21 protein-coding genes are annotated in these 22582 nt (G+C 41.4%); 4 read left to right on the forward strand and 17 right to left on the reverse strand.

Features of this window, described 5'->3' with window-relative positions; all coding sequences use genetic code 11:
* Positions 1–15: 15 nt before the first annotated feature.
* The 9 genes from GW828_RS02305 to tkt form a co-directional block, all read right to left on the reverse strand.
* A complete protein-coding gene (locus GW828_RS02305; protein ID WP_124018030.1) occupies positions 16–1458 on the reverse strand; it encodes a hypothetical protein in 1443 nt (480 codons plus the stop codon).
* An 89-nt stretch (positions 1459–1547) separates the two neighbouring features.
* On the reverse strand, positions 1548–2135 hold the full coding sequence (locus GW828_RS02310; RefSeq protein WP_273057940.1) for a hypothetical protein: 588 nt from the start codon (positions 2133–2135) through the stop codon (positions 1548–1550).
* The gene (locus tag GW828_RS02315) at positions 2128–2775 is read right to left on the reverse strand and encodes a hypothetical protein (RefSeq protein WP_124018032.1); all 648 of its coding nucleotides are present in this window, start codon (positions 2773–2775) and stop codon (positions 2128–2130) included. The genes GW828_RS02310 and GW828_RS02315 overlap by 8 nt, the downstream gene beginning before the upstream one ends.
* A gap of 497 nt (positions 2776–3272) precedes the next feature.
* Positions 3273–4013 (reverse strand): DUF481 domain-containing protein, encoded by a 741-nt coding sequence (locus GW828_RS02320; protein WP_124018033.1) that lies wholly within the window; start codon positions 4011–4013, stop codon positions 3273–3275.
* A 117-nt stretch (positions 4014–4130) separates the two neighbouring features.
* Positions 4131–5471 (reverse strand): MATE family efflux transporter, encoded by a 1341-nt coding sequence (locus tag GW828_RS02325; protein WP_182741820.1) that lies wholly within the window; start codon positions 5469–5471, stop codon positions 4131–4133.
* A 192-nt stretch (positions 5472–5663) separates the two neighbouring features.
* Positions 5664–6728: a class II fructose-bisphosphate aldolase gene (gene fba / locus GW828_RS02330; protein ID WP_124018035.1), complete on the reverse strand. Its 1065-nt coding sequence runs from the start codon at positions 6726–6728 to the stop codon at positions 5664–5666.
* Positions 6729–6877: 149 nt separating this feature from the next.
* The gene (locus GW828_RS02335) at positions 6878–8053 is read right to left on the reverse strand and encodes a phosphoglycerate kinase (protein WP_182696656.1); all 1176 of its coding nucleotides are present in this window, start codon (positions 8051–8053) and stop codon (positions 6878–6880) included.
* Between the two features lie 81 nt (positions 8054–8134).
* Positions 8135–9154 (reverse strand): erythrose-4-phosphate dehydrogenase, encoded by a 1020-nt coding sequence (gene epd / locus GW828_RS02340; RefSeq protein ID WP_124018037.1) that lies wholly within the window; start codon positions 9152–9154, stop codon positions 8135–8137.
* Positions 9155–9342: 188 nt separating this feature from the next.
* Positions 9343–11337: a transketolase gene (gene tkt / locus GW828_RS02345; protein WP_273057939.1), complete on the reverse strand. Its 1995-nt coding sequence runs from the start codon at positions 11335–11337 to the stop codon at positions 9343–9345.
* Positions 11338–11876: 539 nt separating this feature from the next.
* Here tkt and metK point away from each other — a divergent pair.
* Together metK and GW828_RS02355 are read left to right on the forward strand one after the other, a co-directional pair.
* Positions 11877–13028 (forward strand): methionine adenosyltransferase, encoded by a 1152-nt coding sequence (gene metK, locus GW828_RS02350; RefSeq protein ID WP_124018039.1) that lies wholly within the window; start codon positions 11877–11879, stop codon positions 13026–13028.
* A 156-nt stretch (positions 13029–13184) separates the two neighbouring features.
* On the forward strand, positions 13185–13865 hold the full coding sequence (locus tag GW828_RS02355) for a GNAT family N-acetyltransferase (RefSeq protein WP_273057938.1): 681 nt from the start codon (positions 13185–13187) through the stop codon (positions 13863–13865).
* A 69-nt stretch (positions 13866–13934) separates the two neighbouring features.
* On the opposite strand, the gene GW828_RS02360 is transcribed toward GW828_RS02355, so the two are convergent.
* The 3 genes from GW828_RS02360 to GW828_RS02370 are packed head-to-tail and all read right to left on the reverse strand — an operon-like array spanning position 13935 to position 15116.
* Complete coding sequence (locus tag GW828_RS02360; RefSeq protein WP_182696659.1) at positions 13935–14291, reverse strand: hypothetical protein; 357 nt, start codon at positions 14289–14291, stop codon at positions 13935–13937.
* 45 nt (positions 14292–14336) lie between these two features.
* Positions 14337–14894 (reverse strand): GNAT family N-acetyltransferase, encoded by a 558-nt coding sequence (locus tag GW828_RS02365; RefSeq protein WP_273057937.1) that lies wholly within the window; start codon positions 14892–14894, stop codon positions 14337–14339.
* A 3-nt stretch (positions 14895–14897) separates the two neighbouring features.
* Complete coding sequence (locus tag GW828_RS02370; RefSeq protein ID WP_273057936.1) at positions 14898–15116, reverse strand: hypothetical protein; 219 nt, start codon at positions 15114–15116, stop codon at positions 14898–14900.
* Positions 15117–15238: 122 nt separating this feature from the next.
* Between GW828_RS02370 and GW828_RS02375 the strand changes: the two genes are divergently transcribed.
* Complete coding sequence (locus GW828_RS02375; protein ID WP_182722314.1) at positions 15239–15664, forward strand: META domain-containing protein; 426 nt, start codon at positions 15239–15241, stop codon at positions 15662–15664.
* A gap of 166 nt (positions 15665–15830) precedes the next feature.
* Entirely contained in the window at positions 15831–16301 is a 471-nt protein-coding gene (gene argR, locus GW828_RS02380) for a transcriptional regulator ArgR (protein ID WP_124018045.1), read from the forward strand.
* A gap of 59 nt (positions 16302–16360) precedes the next feature.
* Here argR and GW828_RS02385 read toward each other — a convergent pair whose 3' ends face one another.
* The 5 genes from GW828_RS02385 to GW828_RS02405 all read right to left on the reverse strand — a co-directional run bounded on the left by GW828_RS02385 (position 16361) and on the right by GW828_RS02405 (position 22547).
* Positions 16361–17299: a Dyp-type peroxidase gene (locus GW828_RS02385; RefSeq protein WP_273057935.1), complete on the reverse strand. Its 939-nt coding sequence runs from the start codon at positions 17297–17299 to the stop codon at positions 16361–16363.
* Positions 17300–17780: 481 nt separating this feature from the next.
* The gene (locus GW828_RS02390) at positions 17781–18812 is read right to left on the reverse strand and encodes an ABC transporter ATP-binding protein (RefSeq protein ID WP_273057934.1); all 1032 of its coding nucleotides are present in this window, start codon (positions 18810–18812) and stop codon (positions 17781–17783) included.
* Positions 18813–18814: 2 nt separating this feature from the next.
* Positions 18815–20446 (reverse strand): ABC transporter permease, encoded by a 1632-nt coding sequence (locus tag GW828_RS02395; protein ID WP_273057933.1) that lies wholly within the window; start codon positions 20444–20446, stop codon positions 18815–18817.
* 128 nt (positions 20447–20574) lie between these two features.
* Positions 20575–21582, reverse strand: a complete 1008-nt coding sequence (locus GW828_RS02400; protein ID WP_273057932.1) for a Fe(3+) ABC transporter substrate-binding protein — start codon at positions 21580–21582, stop codon at positions 20575–20577.
* A gap of 215 nt (positions 21583–21797) precedes the next feature.
* The gene (locus tag GW828_RS02405) at positions 21798–22547 is read right to left on the reverse strand and encodes a ferredoxin--NADP reductase (RefSeq protein WP_273057952.1); all 750 of its coding nucleotides are present in this window, start codon (positions 22545–22547) and stop codon (positions 21798–21800) included.
* Positions 22548–22582 lie beyond the last annotated feature (35 nt).

The raw sequence follows: 22582 nt of genomic DNA on the forward strand, positions 1-22582 counted from the left end.
TTATTCCTGAGTAACTTAAGTGTGCGACTGCGCAGGGCTAACAACTTCAGGAAGGACTTCGTCAGACTCTAATCTGAAAGGTTGAACATTATCAGGCAGTTTACTTTCATTAATTTCCACAATACTTGAACGGTTCATGGTCACTTTAAAACGAGCATATTCAGGTTGTTCCTTGCCATCACGGAGCACAGCAACCAGGTTAACTTGATAACGACGTTCAACAGACTCATTACTAATATTACCTTCACTTTCTGAGTATATTTTGGCTTTGCCTCGCTCTAGATGACGGGCAAAAGGAACTAAGCTGAAGTTCACTTGTTCTTGTATTTGCGAATAATCGGCCTCAAAAGGCTTATTTGTCACCTTAGTCGCAATGCGATAATGCAGCACTTCTGAGTCGACTTTATTCTGACTGTGACGTTGCCTCATGATATCCGAAACCGCTTTGGGAATATCTTGATTACGCATAAATTCGAGCCAAACTAACTGCTTAGCAACTACAGTTTGAGTAGTGGTATCACGTAAAATACGACTCCATCTTGGACGGCCACGTTGGATGTAACGCCACATCGCATTACGAAAATCCTCTTTAAATATTTCCCTGAAACCATAAATTACCGCTAATGTTAACAACAGGGTCATGGTTAATTCATTAAAAAAACCTTGGGCTTTAATAATCAATGCCGACACCACCAACATCACCATCCCAGTAGCGACTCCAGTAACAAATTTTTTGAGACCGACACCTAAGGGTTTTAACTCTTCTTTTAACACCACACCTTGTTGGATTAAGCGTCTTAACAAGAGCATTTTATTGGAAATTCGATTAGCATCTAGCTGAGTTTGCACAGAATTGTATTTGCACTCTTGCTCTCTATAGTGATTCTCACCTCGACAGGCATTTAATACCTTGTCTTTAACATCACTAAAATCAGCACTTCTGGGGCTTCGCGCCAGTGTCTTTAATAACTGCTGCTCACAAAACCAAGATAAATAATTATCGGCATGCTCAAAATACGATTTCCACTTAGGATCACTCGGAGCATTACGACGAAACTTTTTCAGTAATTGAGTCACAACATCGCAAAGCTCATCCAAGGCTGGATAAAACTCATTAGGATCGACTTTTTGTTGTAATTCTTTGACATCCGTTTCAATAGCAACGGCAAATTGGTAAGCAAATAAATTAAGATACAAGCGAAACTCTTCTAAAGTACGCTTGTTTAGACTAACAAAACGAGACTGGACTAAGGGTAGATGTAGCCCTTTAGAATAATAAGAGCGACGCCCAAGGATACTACTATGATAATAGTCCTCTTCATCTAAGGTATGCGAACCAATACCCATTTCTGTAGGCAAATAAAAATACAGGTCAAATACCCGCTGATCACCGGGGCCCATTTGATGACTGAACTTAATTGATAACGCTTCTTCTTGTTTTACTTTAACTTTTGCCACTATATATTTCACACACCTTTTTTCATTAACGCTTAGCTACTATACCTCAAAGGCAATATTAAGCTAAAAGTTAATTTATTCAATGAAAATCAGTGAGCGGTATCGGGCGATCTTAACTGGCAAGACCAAACGTTATTGCTGGGAAGAAATTTAAGTGTTGCACTGGTTAATGCATTATCTAAGTCAATCACCTGTACTTGCTGAGCAATGCTAACCCCCTCTATTTTTTGAGAGGCCATAATGCCAAATTCATTGTGTAAATAGGGCTTTAATCGACTGCTAGTTTGCCAAAGTGTGGGCTGAAGAGTTAATCTTAAATGATATGTGAATGAGCCCATATCCACATGGTCAACCTTACCGACTAGCTGGGCTATTTCAGTACCATGGACCGATGACTCAATTTTGTAAATCAGTTTAGCTCGATGGTGATCAATGTCTAAGCTCAACCATAAATTACTTTTATCAACCTTTAATGACGATTCTCCTTGATGACTGAAATAACTGTCGGCATAGCAATCAAAATGCCAAACCGTATGAGTATTGGCAATACGATTAACCACACTGGTGATAAGAAAAATCATTAATACAATACTTAGTACAAAAACAAGTTTACCGCGTTTTGACTGCAGCAATCTGCGCATCTTAATGCGTGCCAATCGATTCGATGATCTAGCCACAAATGGCCACCTTTAATAGCCATTCTTGAGTGATAAATGGCACACTCATATTATCAACATTCACTTTAATGCTATTCACTAATGGTATTTCTGCTGTGGAGTCACCCAAGGTAAAACTAACGTAATGCTGATTAGATGATAATGTCATATTGATGGAGTCCCAGCGGATATGATGACATAAGCGTAATTGCGAAGATAAACAATCCGCATGTAATTGCGCATCTTGCGGATTATTATTACCAAATACAAACAGCTGAACAATACGACCATCTGAGGCCAATATTTGCTGTACTACATCAGCTTGAGTAAGCTCTGGAGGGTTAAGTTTAGAGTAAACAAATAACAATACGCTTAATAAAATGACAATAATAAACAGATACTGGCCTACTGATAATAGCTTATTAGGTTGCTCAAATATCTTGGTGTGTTTGGCGCTTGCAAAAGCATATAAAATAACGCCTTGATCAGGTACATACTCAATAAGATTGCTATGGTTGTTACACAAATAATCAGTGATTTTGTCGATAATTTCTAGCAGCTCAACTTGAGATAGCGGCTGAGGGCTGTCAGCTGAAATCGCCACAGCTTCAAGTATAGATAGCGGCACGACTTGACCACGATGCTGGACTAATTGACTCACGACCCAATACTCGCGATCATTTAAATGCCACTGCACAGCGGAGGTCTGATTTATCAATAATCGTTGCGTACTGTCGAACCAACAACATCCTATTTGCATCGCACTGTTCCAGTGTATCGACCGATACAAAAAGTATACTCTCAAACTGAGAACCTAATGGCTGCTAAGTCGACTATCCTGCGGATAATATAACTAATTCGTGAACCAGTCCGCGAATATAGCGTTTTTTTTGCGCGAGGTTTAATTGCACGATAATGAATGTAGAAAGGACTAAATTACCGCATTGGAGCTATGGCAAAATTCAGATTGAGAGATGGGATCAAGAAGTCGAACCAATAACAGGTAGCCTATAAAATAGTACTAACATATTGAGACATGCAAGGTCGCATTAAGTATCAAGACTGATGATATGACACCATTTCAAACGAGCATAAAAAAAGCTGGCAAAGCCAGCTTTTTTTAAACGCTACACGTATTAATGTCGCTTGAACATTAACTTAGAATGCATAAAGTAATGTCATGTTTGTTTCAGTATCTGTGCTTTCTTTATCATCAAGCGGTTCACTGTTATAACGAACAATAACGGCAAACTTCATCGCTAATGCGCCAATAATATTGGCAGTCAGTGATGTTTCAGAACGAGCATCTAATTTAGACCCCCAATCGGCAATAAATTTCTGCTGGAACTTAGATGAGTCGCTGATCTTAGTTTGGAAATCGATAACTGCGTGAGCAATAATACTGTCTTGGCTATCGTAACCTTCAGCAAGTGATGATTCTTCATCAAGTTGTTGGTAAATATAACCAGGACCAGCCTCTGCTTTTAAAGACATTCTGTCAGTATCGATAAAGCGATGACCATAACCGGCAGACGTGGTAGACGTTAAATCGTAACCCGTAAATGGATCCACTTCATAGTTTGTGTTAGCAAACATATAGCTCACATCATTAATCTGGTAGTTACCTTGCACCCCAAGAAAATAACGTTTTGCAGTCACTTCTTTAGTGTCTTCTTTGTACAGTCCTTCTAACACATACTGATTTTCCCAGTTACCCAATTCTTGCTTTAACGCTAAGCGCGCTTTAAACGAAGAAGTATCAGTGTTACCTGTCGTTAATGTGGCACCTACTTCAGCCTCACCAGCCAAAGTCGCATCGCCTTCAACAAACTCACTTCCAGCATGTGCTGCAAATGGCATGGTTAGTGTAATAGCTGCAGCAATTAGCAGTTTTTTCATGTCATTTCGTCCTATATTTACAATTTACAAAAATCTAATGGAGGGTGTATGTCTAAAATTTCCACGCATATTACCACTTTGATCACAAAATTGAAAAAAATAGTCTTGTCTCAAGCATTAGGCCACTAGGCTCTTATTGTGCCAACGACCACTTCGCCAGCGCCATAGCATGGCTAATCCCCTAACCCATTCATCCAAGGCTAAAGCAGCCCAAATGCCCAGCAAGCCAAACTCAAGGTGAATACCAAGATAATAAGCACCAGGCACAGCAATACACCACATGGAAAACACTCCCATGAAAAAAGGAAACTTGGCGTCACCACTGGCCCTTAAGGCATTAATCACCACTAAGTTAAAGGTTCTACCCGGTTCCATAATGAGTGTGATCACAAATAACTGCCCCACCAGCACAATAATATCTTGCTCATCCGTAAATAAAGCAACAAGATTTGGCCCCCATATTGCGGCGAATAAAGCCACAACACTGGTCACAATCAGACCTAACTTTAATGCTCGATACATTTGCTGCTCTGCGGCTTTTAATTGTTTAGCCCCCACCATATGGCCAATAATAATTTCATTACCGATCCCGATAGATAAGCCGAACAATAAAATAAACATACAGATTTGAAAATATAACGATTGCGCTGCTAAGGCTTTATCGCCCATTAAGCCAACAAATGAGGTGACGACCATAAATTGCAACATCCACGAGACGTTTTCACCCGCGGCAGGTAAACCAATGTGAAACACCTTTTTCAGCATGGCTTTATTGGGGCGCAAAATACTCGGCAAGTGCAATGGGATTTTTGTGTAACGCACAAACAATAGCATCATAATGCTCACACCTACGAGTCGCCCAGCCACGGTACTAATAGCCACACCAGCGACACCCATTTGTGGCAAACCAAACCAACCATAAAGTAATAGTAAGTTGCCAATGAAAGTGATGATATTCATCGATAACGTCACCCACATGGCTTGCTGAGTAAAACCATGTGCCCGCATTCCCGCCGCTAAGCACATGGCCATCGCCTCAGGAATTAAACATAAACCAACAATCTGGAGATACAACTTACCATCGGCCATAAGCTCTGCTGGTAAATTCATTAAATTCAACATCATGGTTGAACCGGATAAAATACCTATCGCAGCGACCAAGCCAACTAAAAAATTAAAGCCAATGGATGAATACACTACGGCACTTGCAGCAGCTTTATTTTGCGAACCTAAATACTGGGTAATGACCACACTGGCACCGATACTGACGAAACTAAATAACGTAATTGCCAGTTCAAATACCATGTTACCAACAGACAACGCCGCCACACCTTGATAAGACACATGGCTTATCATAAAGGTGTTAATTGCGGCAGTTAAAAAGTGTAAAGCAAAATCAACAAATAATGGCCAAGTCAATGAAAATAGCGATAACGGGGCATTAGGCTTAACAAGCATAGAATTAATTCAACTATAAAGTGGGCTAACAGATTTGGACTGTATGGGTAAATGATGACGTTTTAGCGTCAATTTTTAAGGCGAGGATAATGCTAGATAACGTTTAAAAAAACAACATTTTTCGTTATTTAGTTACAAAAAAATCAGCTCATTCAAAAAATGAGCTGATTTATTATACTAGCGTTAATAGGTTTACATGATTTTAGGATCAAGTTCGCCAGATTGATAAGCTTTATACATTGCTTGCAGTGACTTAGGCTTAATTTTAGAACCCATACCTGCACAACCAAATGCTTCATAACGAGTGGTACAAATGTCAGCCATCGCTTCCATTGATGCTTTCAAGAATTTACGTGGATCAAATTCTGCTGGATGTTCAGCCAAGAATTTACGCACAGCACCCGTTGATGCTAAACGTAAATCGGTATCAATATTCACTTTACGCACACCGTGCTTAATACCTTCAACGATTTCTTCCAGCGGTACGCCGTACGTTTCTGGAATTTCACCACCGTATTGGTTAATGATTTTCAACCATTCTTGCGGTACTGAAGATGAACCGTGCATGACTAAATGCGTGTTAGGGATACGCGCATGAATTTCTTTAATACGGTCGATACGTAACACATCGCCAGTAGGTTTACGGCTAAACTTGTACGCACCATGGCTAGTACCAATGGCAATGGCTAATGCATCAACATGAGTATCGGCAACAAAACGCGCAGCTTCTTCTGGCGTTGTTAACATTTGGTCCATGCTAAGAATGCCCGAAGCCCCAACACCGTCTTCTTCGCCCGCTTGGCCAGTTTCTAAACTGCCTAAACAGCCAATTTCACCTTCAACAGACACACCACAAGCATGGGCAAATGCTACAGTACGGCGAGTGACATCAACGTTGTAATCGTATGACGCAGGTGTTTTTCCATCAGCCATTAGCGAGCCATCCATCATGACTGATGACATGCCTAACTGAATTGAACGCTGACAAATGTCAGGATCAGTACCGTGATCTTGATGAATACACACCGGGATATCAGGATACTGCTCAAGTGCCGCTGCCATTAAATATTTTAAAAATTGTGGGCGAGCATATTTACGTGCACCAGCAGAAGCCTGAACAATCACAGGGCTGTCGGTCGCTTCAGCCGCTTGCATAATTGCACGCATTTGCTCAAGGTTATTCACGTTAAAAGCAGGGACGCCATAACCATGCTCTGCAGCGTGGTCGAGCAGTTGTCGTAGAGAGATAAGAGCCATTTTTTGTTCTCCAATAATAGGGTGATTACTCACCTAGGTCACTATCGTTTGGACGGATTTTTTACTCTACCGCAGCTAAACAACCACTGTGGTAGAGCAGTTTTTTTATAGTTATTATTTGGTTTTACGGCATCAATACTTGGTGTGGACTAAGCGCCACGCTTTTCAAGCATTGCTACTGCGGGAAGTTCTTTGCCTTCTAAAAACTCAAGGAAAGCACCACCGCCGGTTGAAATATAAGATACTTTGTCGGCAATATTGTATTTATCCACTGCCGCTAGAGTGTCACCACCGCCGGCAATAGAAAATGCTTTTGAATTAGCAATGGCCTCAGCAATACGCTTAGTACCTTCACCAAATTGATCGAATTCAAACACGCCCACAGGACCATTCCAGACTATGGTACCAGCTTGCTCAATTATCTTAGCCAGGGCTTCAGCACTGTCTGGACCAATATCGAAAATCATATCGCTGTCAGTAACATCACTGACAGATTTCAGTGTCGCGGCCGCTGTCGGGCTAAATTCACTGGCAACAACCACATCGGTTGGTACAGGAATATCACCACCACGGCTTCGAGCGTTAGCCACAAGACGTTTAGCCTCTTCAACTAAATCAGCCTCATACAGTGACTTACCCACTTTATAACCTGCTGCAGCAATAAAAGTATTGGCGATACCGCCGCCGACGACTAACTGGTCAACTTTGGTCGATAAGCTTTCAAGGACAGTTAATTTGGTCGATACTTTAGAGCCACCCACTATCGCCACCATTGGACGGGCAGGATTATCCAGTGCTTTGCCTAATGCATCTAATTCTTGGGCCAATAACGGACCGGCACAAGCAACAGGAGCATACACACCAACACCATGAGTAGAAGCCTGGGCACGGTGAGCGGTACCGAAAGCATCCATGACATACACGTCGCATAATGCCGCCATTTTCTTCGCTAATGTGTCATCGTTTTTGCCTTCGCCCACATTGAAGCGAACGTTTTCAAATACCACAACTTCACCAACATTAACGTCAACGCCATCAAGGTAGTCACTGACCAGACGCACTGAGCAATCAAGTGCTTTAACTAGATAGTCCACTACCGGTTGCATTGAATACTCAGAATTAAACTCGCCTTCTGTTGGGCGACCTAAATGCGACATTACCATTACGGCAGCGCCTTTCTTTAATGCGAGTTGAATCGTTGGTAATGACGCACGTAAACGCGCATCACTGGTCACCACACCGTCACTGACAGGCACGTTTAAATCTTCGCGAATAAGCACGCGCTTATTTTGTAGATCTAAATCTGTCATGTTTATAATTGCCATAATTAGCCTTTCCTTTTTAAGTTAAAACAAAATTTTTACTGTGTAATCGGTTAATACCCATTACTCAAAATGTGATTAAGGTTATTGGTCCAGTTTTGCTTGGATCATCGCTAAACTGGTATCTAACATGCGGTTAGCAAAACCCCATTCGTTGTCGCACCATAATAATAATTTGACCAAGTGGCCTGCGCTGACACGAGTTTGAGTACCATCAACAATACTTGAACGGGGATCATGGTTAAAGTCGCATGATACCAACGGCTCGTCAGTATAGCCTAAAATACCATTAAAACTGCCGTTTGAGGCACGTTGTAACACACTGTTAATCTGTTCAATATTAACTTTTTTCTCAAGCGTGACAGATAAGTCGATCGCGGTCACATTTATGGTTGGTACTCGCACAGAAATGGCTTCAAACTTATCTTTCATGTGCGGCAGAATACGTTCAATACCGCGAGCTAATTTAGTGTCAACCGGAATAATAGACTGACCTGCGGCGCGCGTTCTGCGCAGATCATCATGGTAAGCATCAATAACCTGCTGATCATTCATCGCCGAGTGAATTGTAGTAATAGCACCACTTTTGACTTCAAAATGCTTATCGAGAACATCGATGACTGGAACAATACAATTAGTGGTGCAAGAAGCGTTAGAAATAACACTATGCTCTGGGCGTAACAAATCATGATTAACGCCATACACAATAGTGGCATCAACATCTGCAGAGGAAGGATGGCTAATAAGTACTTGTTTAGCGCCAGCGTAAATGTGTGCTTCGCAAGCTTGACGGTCGATTAAACTGCCTGTGGCCTCATAGACGATATCAATATCAAGTTCAGCCCAAGGTAATAACTTAGCATCTGCTTGATTGAGCAACAAAATACTGTCGTCACCAATCAGTAACTGATCATCCTTTAGCTTAACGGTATGCTTAAAACGACCATGAGTGGTGTCATACTGAGTTAAATGACAAATGGCTTCTGGCTTTGCCAACTCATTGATTGCCACAATTTGGATCTGTTGACGTTTTCCTGACTCATACAAGGCACGAAGTATTGAGCGGCCAATCCGGCCATAACCATTAATTGCAACTCGAATCATTTAGGGTCCAGAGTAATTAACCTAGGCACTTATTATTTAATCAACCATGATAAAATACTGAAATATAAGTGATTTAGCATATATTATTTTACGTGAATAAAAGACATAAAAAAACGGCCTGCAATCATATTGCAAGCCGTTATTATACAGATTAAACACTTAATAGATAAGTGTTTAATCTCAGATGATTATCCTAAAGATTGGACAGTTTTTACTACATTATCAACAGTGAAGCCGAAATGCTTAAGTAAATCACCACCAGGAGCAGACTCACCGAAGGTCGTCATGCCAACAACACCGCCCTCAAAACCAATGTATTTGTACCAGAAATCAGTATGCGCAGCTTCAATAGCAACACGCTTAGTGACACCTTTTGGTAATACAGATTCTTTGTAAGCAGCATCTTGCTTATCAAACTCAGTCGTAGAAGGCATAGAAACCACGCGCACTTTCTGGCCGAGTTTGCTTAACTCAGCGGCTGAATCCATGGCTAATTGCACTTCGCTACCGGTTGCAATTAAGATCACATCAGCAGTGCCTTGACAATCAGACAGTACATAACCGCCTTTAGCAACGTTAGCTAATTGCTCCGCAGTACGTGCTTGAGCCTTAAGACCCTGACGACTGAAAACTAATGATGTTGGTGCATTACGGCGCTCAATTGCCGCCTTCCATGAAACAGCCGTTTCTGCTGCATCACATGGACGCCATACTGCCATATTTGGCGTTAAACGTAAGTTAGCTAATTGCTCAATCGGCTGATGCGTTGGACCATCTTCGCCTTGACCAATAGAGTCATGGGTATAAACGAAAATGTTTTGAATACCCATTAATGCTGACATACGTACTGCGTTACGCGCGTATTCCATAAACATCATGAAGGTAGCGCCATAGTTAATAAAACCGCCATGCAACGACGCACCGTTCATAATACCGCTCATACCGAATTCACGTACACCGTAATAGATGTAGTTACCGGCAGGATCGTCTTGAATACCTTTTGAGCCAGACCACAGCGTTAAGTTAGAACCGGCTAAGTCTGCGCTACCGCCAAGTAATTCTGGCAACATAGCACCAAAGAAACCAATCGCATTTTGAGACGCTTTACGGCTCGCAATACCTTCGGCTTTATCTTGGCTTTCTTGGATAAAGGCTTGTGCTTTTGCTTCAAAATCAGCAGGTAAATCACCCTTTAAAACACGGCGATCATATTCTGCAGCAAGTTCTGGGAACGCAGCTTGATATGCAGCAAACTTGTCATTCCATAATGACTCATTCGCCTGACCTTTGTGTTTGGCATCCCAACCAGCATAAACATCAGATGGGATTTCAAAAGGAGCGTGTGGCCAGTTTAAGAACTCACGAGCGGCTGCAATTTCAGCATCACCTAATGGTGCACCATGACAATCATGGCTACCCGATTTGTTCGGAGAACCAAAACCAATAATGGTTTTACAGCAAATCATCGATGGCTTATCGGTGACAGATTTAGCTTGTTCAATTGCTGCACGGATGGCATCAGGATTATGACCATCAACATCAGCAATAACATGCCAGCCATAAGCTTCAAAGCGCTTAGGCGTATCATCAGTGAACCAACCTTCAACATGACCATCGATAGAAATACCGTTGTCATCCCAAAATGCCACTAACTTACCTAGGCCTAATGTGCCGGCTAATGAACTGGCTTCGTGAGAAATACCTTCCATTAAACAGCCATCACCTAAGAAACAGTAGGTAAAATGATCAACAATATCGTGACCTGGACGGTTAAACTGAGCCGCTAAGGTTTTTTCGGCAATCGCCATACCAACAGCATTGCTCAAACCTGCGCCTAAAGGACCGGTGGTGGTTTCAACACCTGGAGTATAACCATACTCAGGATGACCAGGTGTTTTTGAATGTAATTGACGGAATTGCTTTAACTCTTCAATCGGCAACTCATAGCCTGATAAATGCAATAAAGAGTAGATAAGCATAGAGCCATGACCGTTTGACAGAACAAAACGATCGCGATCGACCCAGTTAGGATTAGTTGGATTGTGCTTTAGAAAATCATTCCATAGCACTTCGGCGATATCAGCCATACCCATTGGGGCACCTGGATGACCAGAATTGGCTTTTTGAACCGCATCCATACTTAAGGCGCGAATAGCGTTAGCGAGTACTTTACGAGATGACATGCTCTCTCCTGCTTGTTTGTAAGGTCTAGCGGGCAATTGTGAAGCCATATTTTCCCCTACAAGGCGATGTGACGCAAATTAAAATTTCTCTCATTACATTTTTAGTCAGTAATAAGCTCACTTTTACCTATTAAGTTCGTCTTACCGCTGATGTTTATTGGGTAGATAACATGCAAAAGCCCCGTAATGAACATCTGCATACTGAGTAATTATTTATTGACAGTCAGCTTAGAAAACAGCGCTGTGTAAGTAAAACGTCAACTTGTCTCAACACTTAACACCTCATAATCATCCTCAATATTGTTCAATTAATGGCACCAAAGTGTTTAAAGTAGACCGATAAAAATGATTAAAACTTACTTTAATCAGCAATTTAATTAACCTATTAGCTAAACACACTCATAGAGAGTAAAAAATATTCATGCATTACTGCACAATTATCTGCTTAAATTCGTATTAAGGGGTGTTATCAAATTAGATTTCGACTAAAATAGACGTCTAGACGTATATTCAAATGCAACCAACGAGATTTTCCTATTATGGCAAAGCACTTGTTTACCTCTGAGTCGGTCTCAGAAGGTCATCCTGATAAAATCGCCGATCAGATTTCTGATGCGGTATTAGACGCAATACTTGAGCAAGATCCAAAGGCTCGTGTTGCGTGCGAAACGTATGTTAAAACCGGTATGGTATTAGTGGGCGGTGAAGTCACCACTTCTGCTTGGGTAGACATTGAAGAAATTACCCGTAAAACCGTCCGCGAAATCGGTTACACCAATTCAGATATGGGTTTTGATGCTGATTCATGTGCGGTACTTAATGCCATTGGCAAACAGTCACCAGACATCAATCAAGGCGTTGACCGCTCAGATCCTGCTGAACAAGGCGCTGGCGATCAGGGTTTAATGTTTGGCTATGCCAGCAATGAAACCGACGTATTAATGCCTGCACCTATCACTTACGCTCATAAGCTAGTTAAGCGTCAGTCAGAAGTGCGTAAAGACGGCACTTTACCTTGGTTGCGTCCAGATGCAAAAAGCCAAGTAACCTTTGCATATGACGATGGCAAAATCATCGGTATCGATGCGATTGTATTGTCAACTCAACATCGTGAAGACGTAACACAAGCAGATTTGATTGAAGCCGTAATGGAAACCATCATCAAGCCTGTATTACCTGCACAATGGTTAAACAAAGACACTAAATACTTTATCAACCCTACTGGTCGCTTTGTTATTGGTGGACCTGTTGGTGATTGTGGTTTAACGGGACGTAAGATTATCGTTGATACTTACGGCGGAATGGCACGCCATGGTGGCGGTGCATTCTCTGGTAAAGACCCATCGAAAGTAGACCGTAGCGCAGCTTATGCTGCACGTTATGTAGCTAAAAATATTGTTGCTGCAGGTCTTGCTGATCGCTGTGAGCTACAAGTGTCTTATGCTATTGGTGTTGCAGAGCCAACATCTATCAGTATCGAAACATTCGGTACTGGTAAAGTGTCTGAAGAAGTATTGATCAAATTGATCCGTCAGCACTTTGAGCTGCGTCCTTATGGTTTAACCGCAATGCTAGATTTGGCACGTCCTATCTATCAACAAACTGCAGCTTATGGCCATTTTGGTCGCGATATATTCCCTTGGGAAGCGACAGATAAAGCTGAGATTCTTCGTGCTGATGCCGGACTATAATAAGCTAGGTATCGATATAGCCTAACGCTTGTTGGCTAAGCTAAAACGATATCAAACATAAAACCGCCATTTGGCGGTTTTATGTTATTGGCGCTATCCAATTTGCACTAGCCGATGTAATAAGGTGATGATTTAATCTCGACACTGGGTCTCATTATGTATCAAGCCACTTGGCTAGAAAAAAATATAATAGCAAAGCAAGCTGTTGCACCGCCATCCGTAGGGGCGGAACCCATTGAAGCTGATTTGATTGCGAATAAGTCGATTGCGAGTAAGTCGATTGCGAGTCATCCTACTGCGGTAGAAGGCAACGCGATTGAACTTGCTGAAAGCAAACTCTCAGCGATAAAGCTCTGTGCAATAAAAGAATGGTCAGCCATTAAATTATTCTATCGTCAGCATATGCCTTATGCGCGATTAGCTCAAAAAGAAGCAATAGCAGTTATTAATCACCTAAACTCAAACGCTACTGATAATCAAGACAGGAGTGATGACGTTAATAGAGCGACATTCAGACCACGAAATATTATTGCCGCTATAAGAGTCAAACCGATAGGCCACTATCAACTGGTAAATGGATTGTTAGTTCACCCCGACTATCGTGGCCAACACCATGCAAGCCACTTATTACAGTTTATTGCACCTAGATTAAAGACTAAACATTGCTTCTTATTTGCTCACCCATGGTTAATAGGCTTATATCAACAGCAGCACTTTGTGGCGATAGAACCGCGGCAAATATCGCAGTTACCAGCAGAAATCACCCAATTATACTATCGTTACCTCTCTGAAGAACGACCACTGGTACTGATGCAGTTAAATAACCCTGAGCAATAATGCACATCAATGATTTAGCTAAATCATCCTAATGCGTAAACATAAATGAAGCTAATACAATAAAACAGGTTAACAATGATCGAAATGCGCACTTTCAATGCACATAAATGACACTTGCTGCATACTCATTATTGGCACATCTTTGACACTAATTGATGCCATATTGATCTGCTCAATTTGAGTAAATAAGGCTATCGCAGCATGATAGTCATTGGTTACCCCACAAAATACCCATCTATCATGCCAGCGTACAAAATATCCTGATTGCTGCACTTGTAGATTATCCTTACAGTGCACACTTGCTTCAATACAATCATATGATTCATTTGCCTCAGCCAATACCGCGGCAATCAGCTTCATGTTGTCAAATGCTGATAATCTTAAACCAAGGTAAGGTGAAAAAAGGGTTTCAAAGTCAGTACTCATTATATTCCTAATTAATAACCACTTTATTCACGCACCAAGACATAGTTAGCTGATGACATTGGCTGTAGAGGTGGCCAATAAACAATAATCACGTTGTTCAAAACGAAATTGATCAATCTGTGTCATCGCAGCTTTTTGTTGATGTGCCGCTAAAGAGCGAGCATTGTCTGCAGCAACATAGGTCACCATAAATGGAAAGCTAGTGTTTACTTGTTTTTTTAACTCACTCACTAACGCCGCAAACACGCCTTGGCCACGTTTTGACTCTTGAATCCAAACCGGCCCATATTGACACGAATTGGTCGTCGATAAAGCCTGCCCAGCCAACTCAGCGAACTTAATCTTTTGAATAATATGGCGATACAATGGTTGCGCGGAAAAAAATGACCATCTTGCCGCCATCACATAACCAATAATTTGCCCTTGCTCTTCTGCCACCATAAACCAATGTTGATTAATTAGCTGACCCACCTCACTTTTGGTGAATGAATGAGCATGTAATTGGTTATCTGAACCAGACAACTCATCATCTACATGAGCACGCTCTAACTGCACAATGGCAGTAACATCGGTGAATAACGCCTTACGGATAATAAATGACAATGATTATTCCTTTGGATCTGAATGGGGAGATTGCTTCTTGGCCCATTCTATCACTAGCGCAACAGGCAGCGGAGACATAATTAATGTTCCTACGCCAATGAGCAATGCAATCACCAACATACCACTGACTTGCTGACCTATATCGCTTTGCCAATATAAGCCTACGCCCACCAGCAACATAATTAAGCCGATGATATGCAACACTTTGACTAATTTAATCATTTGACTCTCTTTAGTTCGTTAAATAATGTTCATTAATCCAAAAACTGACAATTATTTACTCTTTTATTAATGCTCAAGTAGTAGAATAACGCCAATTTTTTCGTATTTGGAACCCTCTCAGCATGATAAAGCATATTCTCGGCGCCGCAGTTATAGTTATAGGCCTTAGTGCTTGCCAAAGTCCATCGGCCACTGTCTCAAATGAACAATTAATTGGTACTTGGCATGTCGACACCGTCCTCGACACTCCAACCATTAATAATAGTCCTGCAACGTTAGTTTTTGCCGCAGATGGCGAGTTAACAGGTAACAACAGTTGTAATCAGTTTTTTGGCAGTTATGCCCAGCAAGGTAACTTTTTACAGCTGGCACCAGCAGGCACTACCATGAAAGCCTGCGTTGACAGCTTTATGAGCCAAGAAGCCGAGTTGATGCAAGCTATTTCATTAGTACAACAAATTGATTTCTCAAAAGGAAAACTTAATCTATTGTCAGAAAAGGGTGATACCCTATTGGTACTGACAAGACAATCATCGCCATTATCTTAATCATTTATTGCTTAAATGAGTCACAGAACTAACACAAGTGTCAGCTTAAAGTTCCACGACAAAATGAATTTTTATTCAATAAATTTGATTTTTTCTTGACTTAATAAGTCAATCTATTCAAAATGTGCTAGATTTTTGAATAACAAATATAAGATGAAATATCATTATGCCAGCGACAAGAAATCAGGATGAGCTCGTACGAACTTTTAAATCGATTCTCAAAGAAGAACGTTTTGGAAGCCAGAGCGAGATTGTTAATGCGCTTCAAACCGAAGGATTCGGTAATATTAATCAATCTAAAGTATCGCGTATGCTCAGCAAATTTGGTGCTGTTCGTACTCGTAACGCCAAGCAAGAAATGGTCTATTGCCTCCCTGCAGAGCTAGGCGTTCCAACTGCGGGTAGCCCAGTTAAGAATTTAGTGCTAGATGTTGATCATAACCAAGCCATGATAGTGGTAAGAACCAGTCCAGGTGCAGCACAATTAATTGCTCGTTTGCTGGATTCAATAGGTAAACCTGAAGGGATATTAGGTACCATTGCTGGCGATGATACGATTTTCATTTGCCCTGCAAGTATAAAAACTATTGATGATACCTTAGAGACCGTTAGATCTTTATTCAATTATAGTGAATAAAATATCACTATAAAAAAAGCAATGCCATGGCATTGCTTTTTTTTGCTTAACGCGGGTGGTTACGCATCATCGAATTGAGTTAAAAAATCTAATGATGGCACAAAGAATGATGATCCGGTCAACGCTTTGGTAAATAACATTAAATGATCATGATTTCCATGGCCATCACCGTGCACCATACTGCGAAGCATTTGTTCAAAATGTTCTGGAGTGCGGCACACAGAAATAAAAATCAGCCCTTGCTCTCGAATCGAACCATAAGGCATGCTTTGACGCAGGATTTCTAATGGATTACCTTGCGCATCTTTTAAATTAACTCGCTTGGTATGGCTGGTTAGTGGCTTATCTTCTGACTCATATTCAATATCATCAACTTTAGTTCGACCAAAAATATCTTCTTGTTTTTTCAGTGGTAAACGATGCCATTTACTTAAGTTATGCATGTATTTTTGTACATGAACATAACTACCAGAGGCAAACGCTTTATCTTCATTACCAACCAATGCAACCTCTTGACGATGGCGCCCCTTAGGGTTTTCGGTACCATCAACAAAACCGGTTAAATCACGGCTGTCCATAAAACGGAAACCACGCTCTTCATCAACTAGCTCAACCAAATCTTCAAACATTTGATTAATCTCATTTGCGACAAGATGTAAAATATCGTAACGGTCACAACGAATATGAATAAACAGATCATATTCCATTGCAGGTGCATCACGAATACCTTCATTCATAGCAGGAAAAGGTTTTAATAATGCTGGGCGCGCATCAGGATAAAAGGTATCCCAAAAATTAGCACCAATACCGACAAAGCCATTAAAAGCACTGTCTGCATATTGATCTGTGAGCTCATAGATGTATTGCGCCACATTAGCAATAGATGGACGTAACTGATCTTCAACACCATCATTGGCATTAAACATCAGGTACACACTGTGTAAATTACCTTCTGCGCAAATCCCTAACTGTTCACGAGGCATAGCTTGGTTATCCATATTAACTTGATCCACCTTAATACTAAATGTCGGCCTAAATGGTGATAATTTAACGCATTGAACTCATTAGAGAGCGATTCACATATCGTCTTAGTTTAGCTAATGATTAACTAACAATGAGCTTATCTTAATCAAATATAAATTACTTGAAGTGTACTCACATTTAGCTGATTTGTATCACCTATTGCACTCATATTCTCTCAAGTAAAAGATTGAACAGCTGTTTTAATAGATGGCTCACTCAACTCAAGTTATAGGATATTCTTCGTTAGCCGAAATCATAATATTGAGCTTATTGACTCTCAAACTTGTCATTTATTTGATTAACAGACCCACACTTTTATGACTGCATGCTGCAAGTAATGGTGTATTTTAAATTAAAGCAGCACAGTGGGCTAGACAGTAAACGGTTTTATAACAGGTTATGATTCAAGTCTGATGTTAACAATTATGCTCCACATTAAGATGACCATAGCAATCGTTAATTAAAAATGACTAGCGGATGTGGCGCAATGTGAATATCAACTCGTTGGCCAGGTATTAGTGTCGTTGATTGACTGCTTACATCCAAGATATCAGCGCCAACTTTCACTTGATAATGGCATACAGTACCCAAAAAATGCCTTTCAACAATGCAGCCAAGACCATTGGTATTAGGATGAACTTCAATTTGCTGCGGTCGTAATAATACTTGCCCTTGGCTTCCAATCGGCCAAGGTATTTTTTCAGTACTATTAAGATTTCCAAGAGCATAATCAACTTGATAACTCGTGGTTACAGTAACCGGTAAATAATTACCCGCGCCGAGGAAATCAGCCACGTAGCGCTCTTTTGGCGAACGGTATAAGGTTTCCGCTTTACCATGTTGAATAATGGCGCCATCTTTAAATAATGCCAGCTTATCTGCAAAGACAAATGCCTCATCTTTACTGTGTGTCACAAACACCGCACTCACATTTCGCTTTTTTAATATGGCACGAATTTCCAGCATCATCTCGTTACGTACTTGCGCATCAATATTGGAAAAAGGTTCATCAAGTAATAATAATTCAGGTTGATATGCTAAGGCTCGCGCAATTGAAACTCGCTGCTGCTGTCCGCCAGATAATTCATGAGGATAACGAGATGACAAGCCAGTTAATTTAACCAGCTCAAGCATCTCATCCAACCGAGTAAGGCGCTCCTTTGCATTAAGATTTTTAACGCCAAATAAAATATTATCCGCCACGGTTAAATGTGGAAATAAAGCATAGTCCTGAAAAATCATCCCGACACCACGTTGCTCACTGGCAACAAACACGTCATCACTGCTCATCACCTGGCCACTAATACTGATACTGCCTTGGCTAATGGTTTGCAAACCTGCAATCACGCGCAGCAGTGTGGTTTTTCCGCAACCACTGGGGCCTAATAATGCGACAATTTCGCCTTGCTGCAAGGTAAGATCTAAATGACGCAAAATCACTTGACCTTGATAATCACTACAGATATTTTCAATGGTTAAGGTTGACATAATTAGCCTTGTTGCTCCAAGGAGCGATTAAGATAAATCAATGGAACAAGCCCGACTAACACAATAACAATCGCGGCTAATGCACCGTGTTCAAGTTTTTCATCTGAAACAAACTGAAACACATAAGTGGCTAAGTTTTCAAATCCGATGGGGCGTAATAATAATGCTGCGGGCAACTCTTTCATACTTTCAATAAACACCAACAATGCTCCGGCAAAAATCCCTTTACGCAATAACGGTAAATGAACCCGCCAAAGCAGTTGCAATGGGGTTTGCCCCAAGGTAATACATGCCATGTCCAAAGAAGGCGAAATGCGCTTATAACTGTTCTCTAAACTACCGATAGATATGGCAATAAAACGTACACAAAAAGCAAAAATCAGAGCGAACACGCTGCCGGTCAATAACAATCCCGGTCCACGTTCACCCAGCCAATCGTAAACATCGTTAATCGCAAAATCAATAAATGTCAGTGGAACCAAAACACCAATTGCTAGGACTGTGCCCGGCAATGCATAACCAGTAGAACTGAGTCTAGAAGGAAGATAATCACTTTTACGCGGACTGACTCGACGGACAAACATCAATATCAGTGATAACAGCATACACACGGCACTCACGATAGCGGCAATGTATAAGCTGTTAAGGCTATATTGCCAAAAACGTGTATCCCAACTCTCGTTAAAATAATCAATGGCATAAACACATAACACGGTAAAAGGCAGCAAGAAGGCAAGAAATAACAATAAAGTGCAGTAGCCTAGCGCAATCCACGCCTTAGTTGATGACAACACATATCGATCGGCTTCATTGAAGGATGATTGTTTTTGAAATAATTGTTGTTTGCGACGGGCAAATCGTTCAACACCTATCATAGAGAACACCACCAGCAACATAATTGCCGATAATTTAGCGGCAGCCGTTAAACTGCCATAGCCAAGCCATGTGTCGTAAACGGCTGTGGTTAGAGTAGGAACGGCAAAATAGCTTACAGTGGCAAAGTCTGCTGCGGTTTCCATAGCCACTAGGGCAACGCCAACAGCTAAAGCAGGCCTTGCCATGGGTAATGCCAGTCGCCAAAAACTGCGCCACGGACTGCACCCCATTACCCGTGATGCATACAATAAACTTGATGATTGCTCCATAAAAGCGGTGCGGGCTAATAAGTAAATATAAGGGAATAGTACTAACGACAGTATTATTGCCGCTCCACCGAGGCTGCGTATCGCGGGGAAATAATAATCATGGGGTGATTGCCATTCAAACCAATGCCTTAGTGTACGTTGCACTGGGCCGGCATAATCGAGCATATCAGTATAAACATAAGCAACAATATAAGCTGGCATGGCTAATGGAAGCAGTAATAGCCACTGAAAGTATCGTCGAAAAGGAAAGTCGCAGCGGGCAATTACCCACGCAGCAGGAATAGCTAATAGCAGCGAGCCGAGCCCAACCAACAACATCAGTAATAAGCTATTGGCTATGTATGTCGGCAACACTGTATTAAATAAATGGCTAAATACAGCTTCGTCAGGAAGAGTGGATTGCACTATTAAGGCAATCAGCGGCAATATTAATATTACCGCGATAAAATAACCAGTAAGCGACCAGCCTCTGGTTAGGCCTAAAATCATAAATAATACCGAGTTAACTCAGCGCACCCAACTCATTTTATCAATACTATTAATCGTAGCAATAGTGCGCTAAAAATGGTTACGTGCGCTTGGCTTGGAGGTTGATCGTCTATTGAGGATCGCCATAATTACAGGTCAAATTTCACTTCGTCGAGTAATTTAACTGCCTCTTGGTGGTATTCTGCCAACTTATAAATCGGTAAGCTGTCGGCCTTAAAATCACCCCATGAGGCCACTAATTCAGACGGAGCCACATCAGCCTTTACCGGATATTCCATGTTCACTTCAGCATACATTTTTTGCGCGACATCTGAGGTAAGGAATTCCATTAATTTAATGGCATTGTCTTTATGAGGAGCATGTTTGGCTAATGCCATTCCTGATACGTTGACATGAGCACCACGGTTCTTTTGATTAGGAAAATTAATATCGACAGCTTGTGCCCAGCTTTTCTGGTTTTTATCCATTAACATATTGCCGTAGTAATAGCTGTTACCGATAGCGATATCACACAAGCCTTCTTTAACGGCTAGTACTTGATCACGATCATTACCCTGAGGCTTACGGGCTAAATTAGCTTTGACCCCTTGTAGCCAGGTTTTCGTTTTCGCTTCACCATCATGAGCGATCATTGAGGCTACTAATGCGACGTTATAAGGGTGTTTACCACTGCGAGTACAAATTTTACCTTTGAATTCAGCTAAGGCTAAGTCCTCGTAATCAATATCAATTTTACCAGTACGATCTTTAGAAGAATATAAATTACGCACCCGCATAGTGAGTGCAAACCAATTATGTTGTTGTGAGCGATATTGAGACGGAATATTATGGTCGATAATGTTGCTTTGGACCGGTGAAACAAGATCTTTATCCACCAACTCCATCAAGCGAGAAAAGTCTGATGTCAGCACTACGTCAGCAGGGGATAAACGACCTTCACGCGCTATCCGTTCAGCAATGCCATCTTTAGCAAATACGACATTAACGTCGATACCACTTTGTTGGGTAAATTTTTCAACAATGGGCTCAATCAGGAAAGCTTGGCGATAAGAATAAACCGTTAATGCCTCTGCGGCACTGACCGAAGAAGCCACACAAGCCAAACCTAATAATGCGACACTTTTTAGCAATTTCATTAATCAACGCTCCCTAATTGAAACAATATTGCGCCATCGCCGACGCGATTGATAATGGTTATCAATTGCGATAGGGTAAGTGATCATCTTCAAAGGAGCAAGTGCTGTTTCACTCGGGGCAGTGAATTTTCAAGCGGGGGAAGCAATGACCACAAAAATCAGTGAGCACTGTTGAGGCTCTGCCATCACGGCATTATTGGTTAGGATTGATGCTATTACCAATATTTTTCGACTGTTATTTGCCCAGGAGCGCGTCGAAGATTTTTTGCTAATCCTTTTTCCACTAAAGCAATTTGAGCATCCGTTATCATGCCAGGGTTACCGCAGATCATCACTTGAGAATGCTCAGCATTTATCCCTAACCCCGCTTTCTGTTCAATTAATCCGCTGCTAATACCATCGGGAATACGACATGATAAAGCATTAGGATAATTTTCACGGGTCACAATAGGAATAAATACAAACTGCTGTGGATGCAGTTCAATAAACTGCTGGATGGTCTCTAAATAAGCAAGATCTTCACCAAGGCGAACACCATAAACGAGCACGACCTTTTCAAAACGTTGCCAAGGCCCATCAGTTGCCAGCATTGAGATAAAAGGTCCGACTGCGGTGCCTGTGGCAAAAAACCACAAATGTTTACCTTGCAAAGCACCATTTGGCACCTCGTCTAGAGTCATAAACCCTGTTGCTTTAGACGTCACTTCAATAGAGTCTCCAGGGGTTAATGCTTGTAGATCTGGAGACAGCAGCCCGTCCTCTACCGCAACAGCAAGCACTTCGACATAGTCCTTACCAGGGGGATTCACCAGTGAATATGCACGAGCAACACGCTTTTCATCTCGTATTTGGCTGAGCTTTATAAACTGACCAGCGATAAAAGGTTCGACATCAGCTTTGATCCGCAGTGAAAATAATTTGTCATTCCAATCAATGCGTTCAATTACTTTACCCGTAGTCCACATAGTCACGATCCTTTCACTGAGAGCCAATCTTAATC

This window comes from Shewanella vesiculosa (genome assembly GCF_009994065.1).
Classification (GTDB): domain Bacteria; phylum Pseudomonadota; class Gammaproteobacteria; order Enterobacterales; family Shewanellaceae; genus Shewanella; species Shewanella vesiculosa.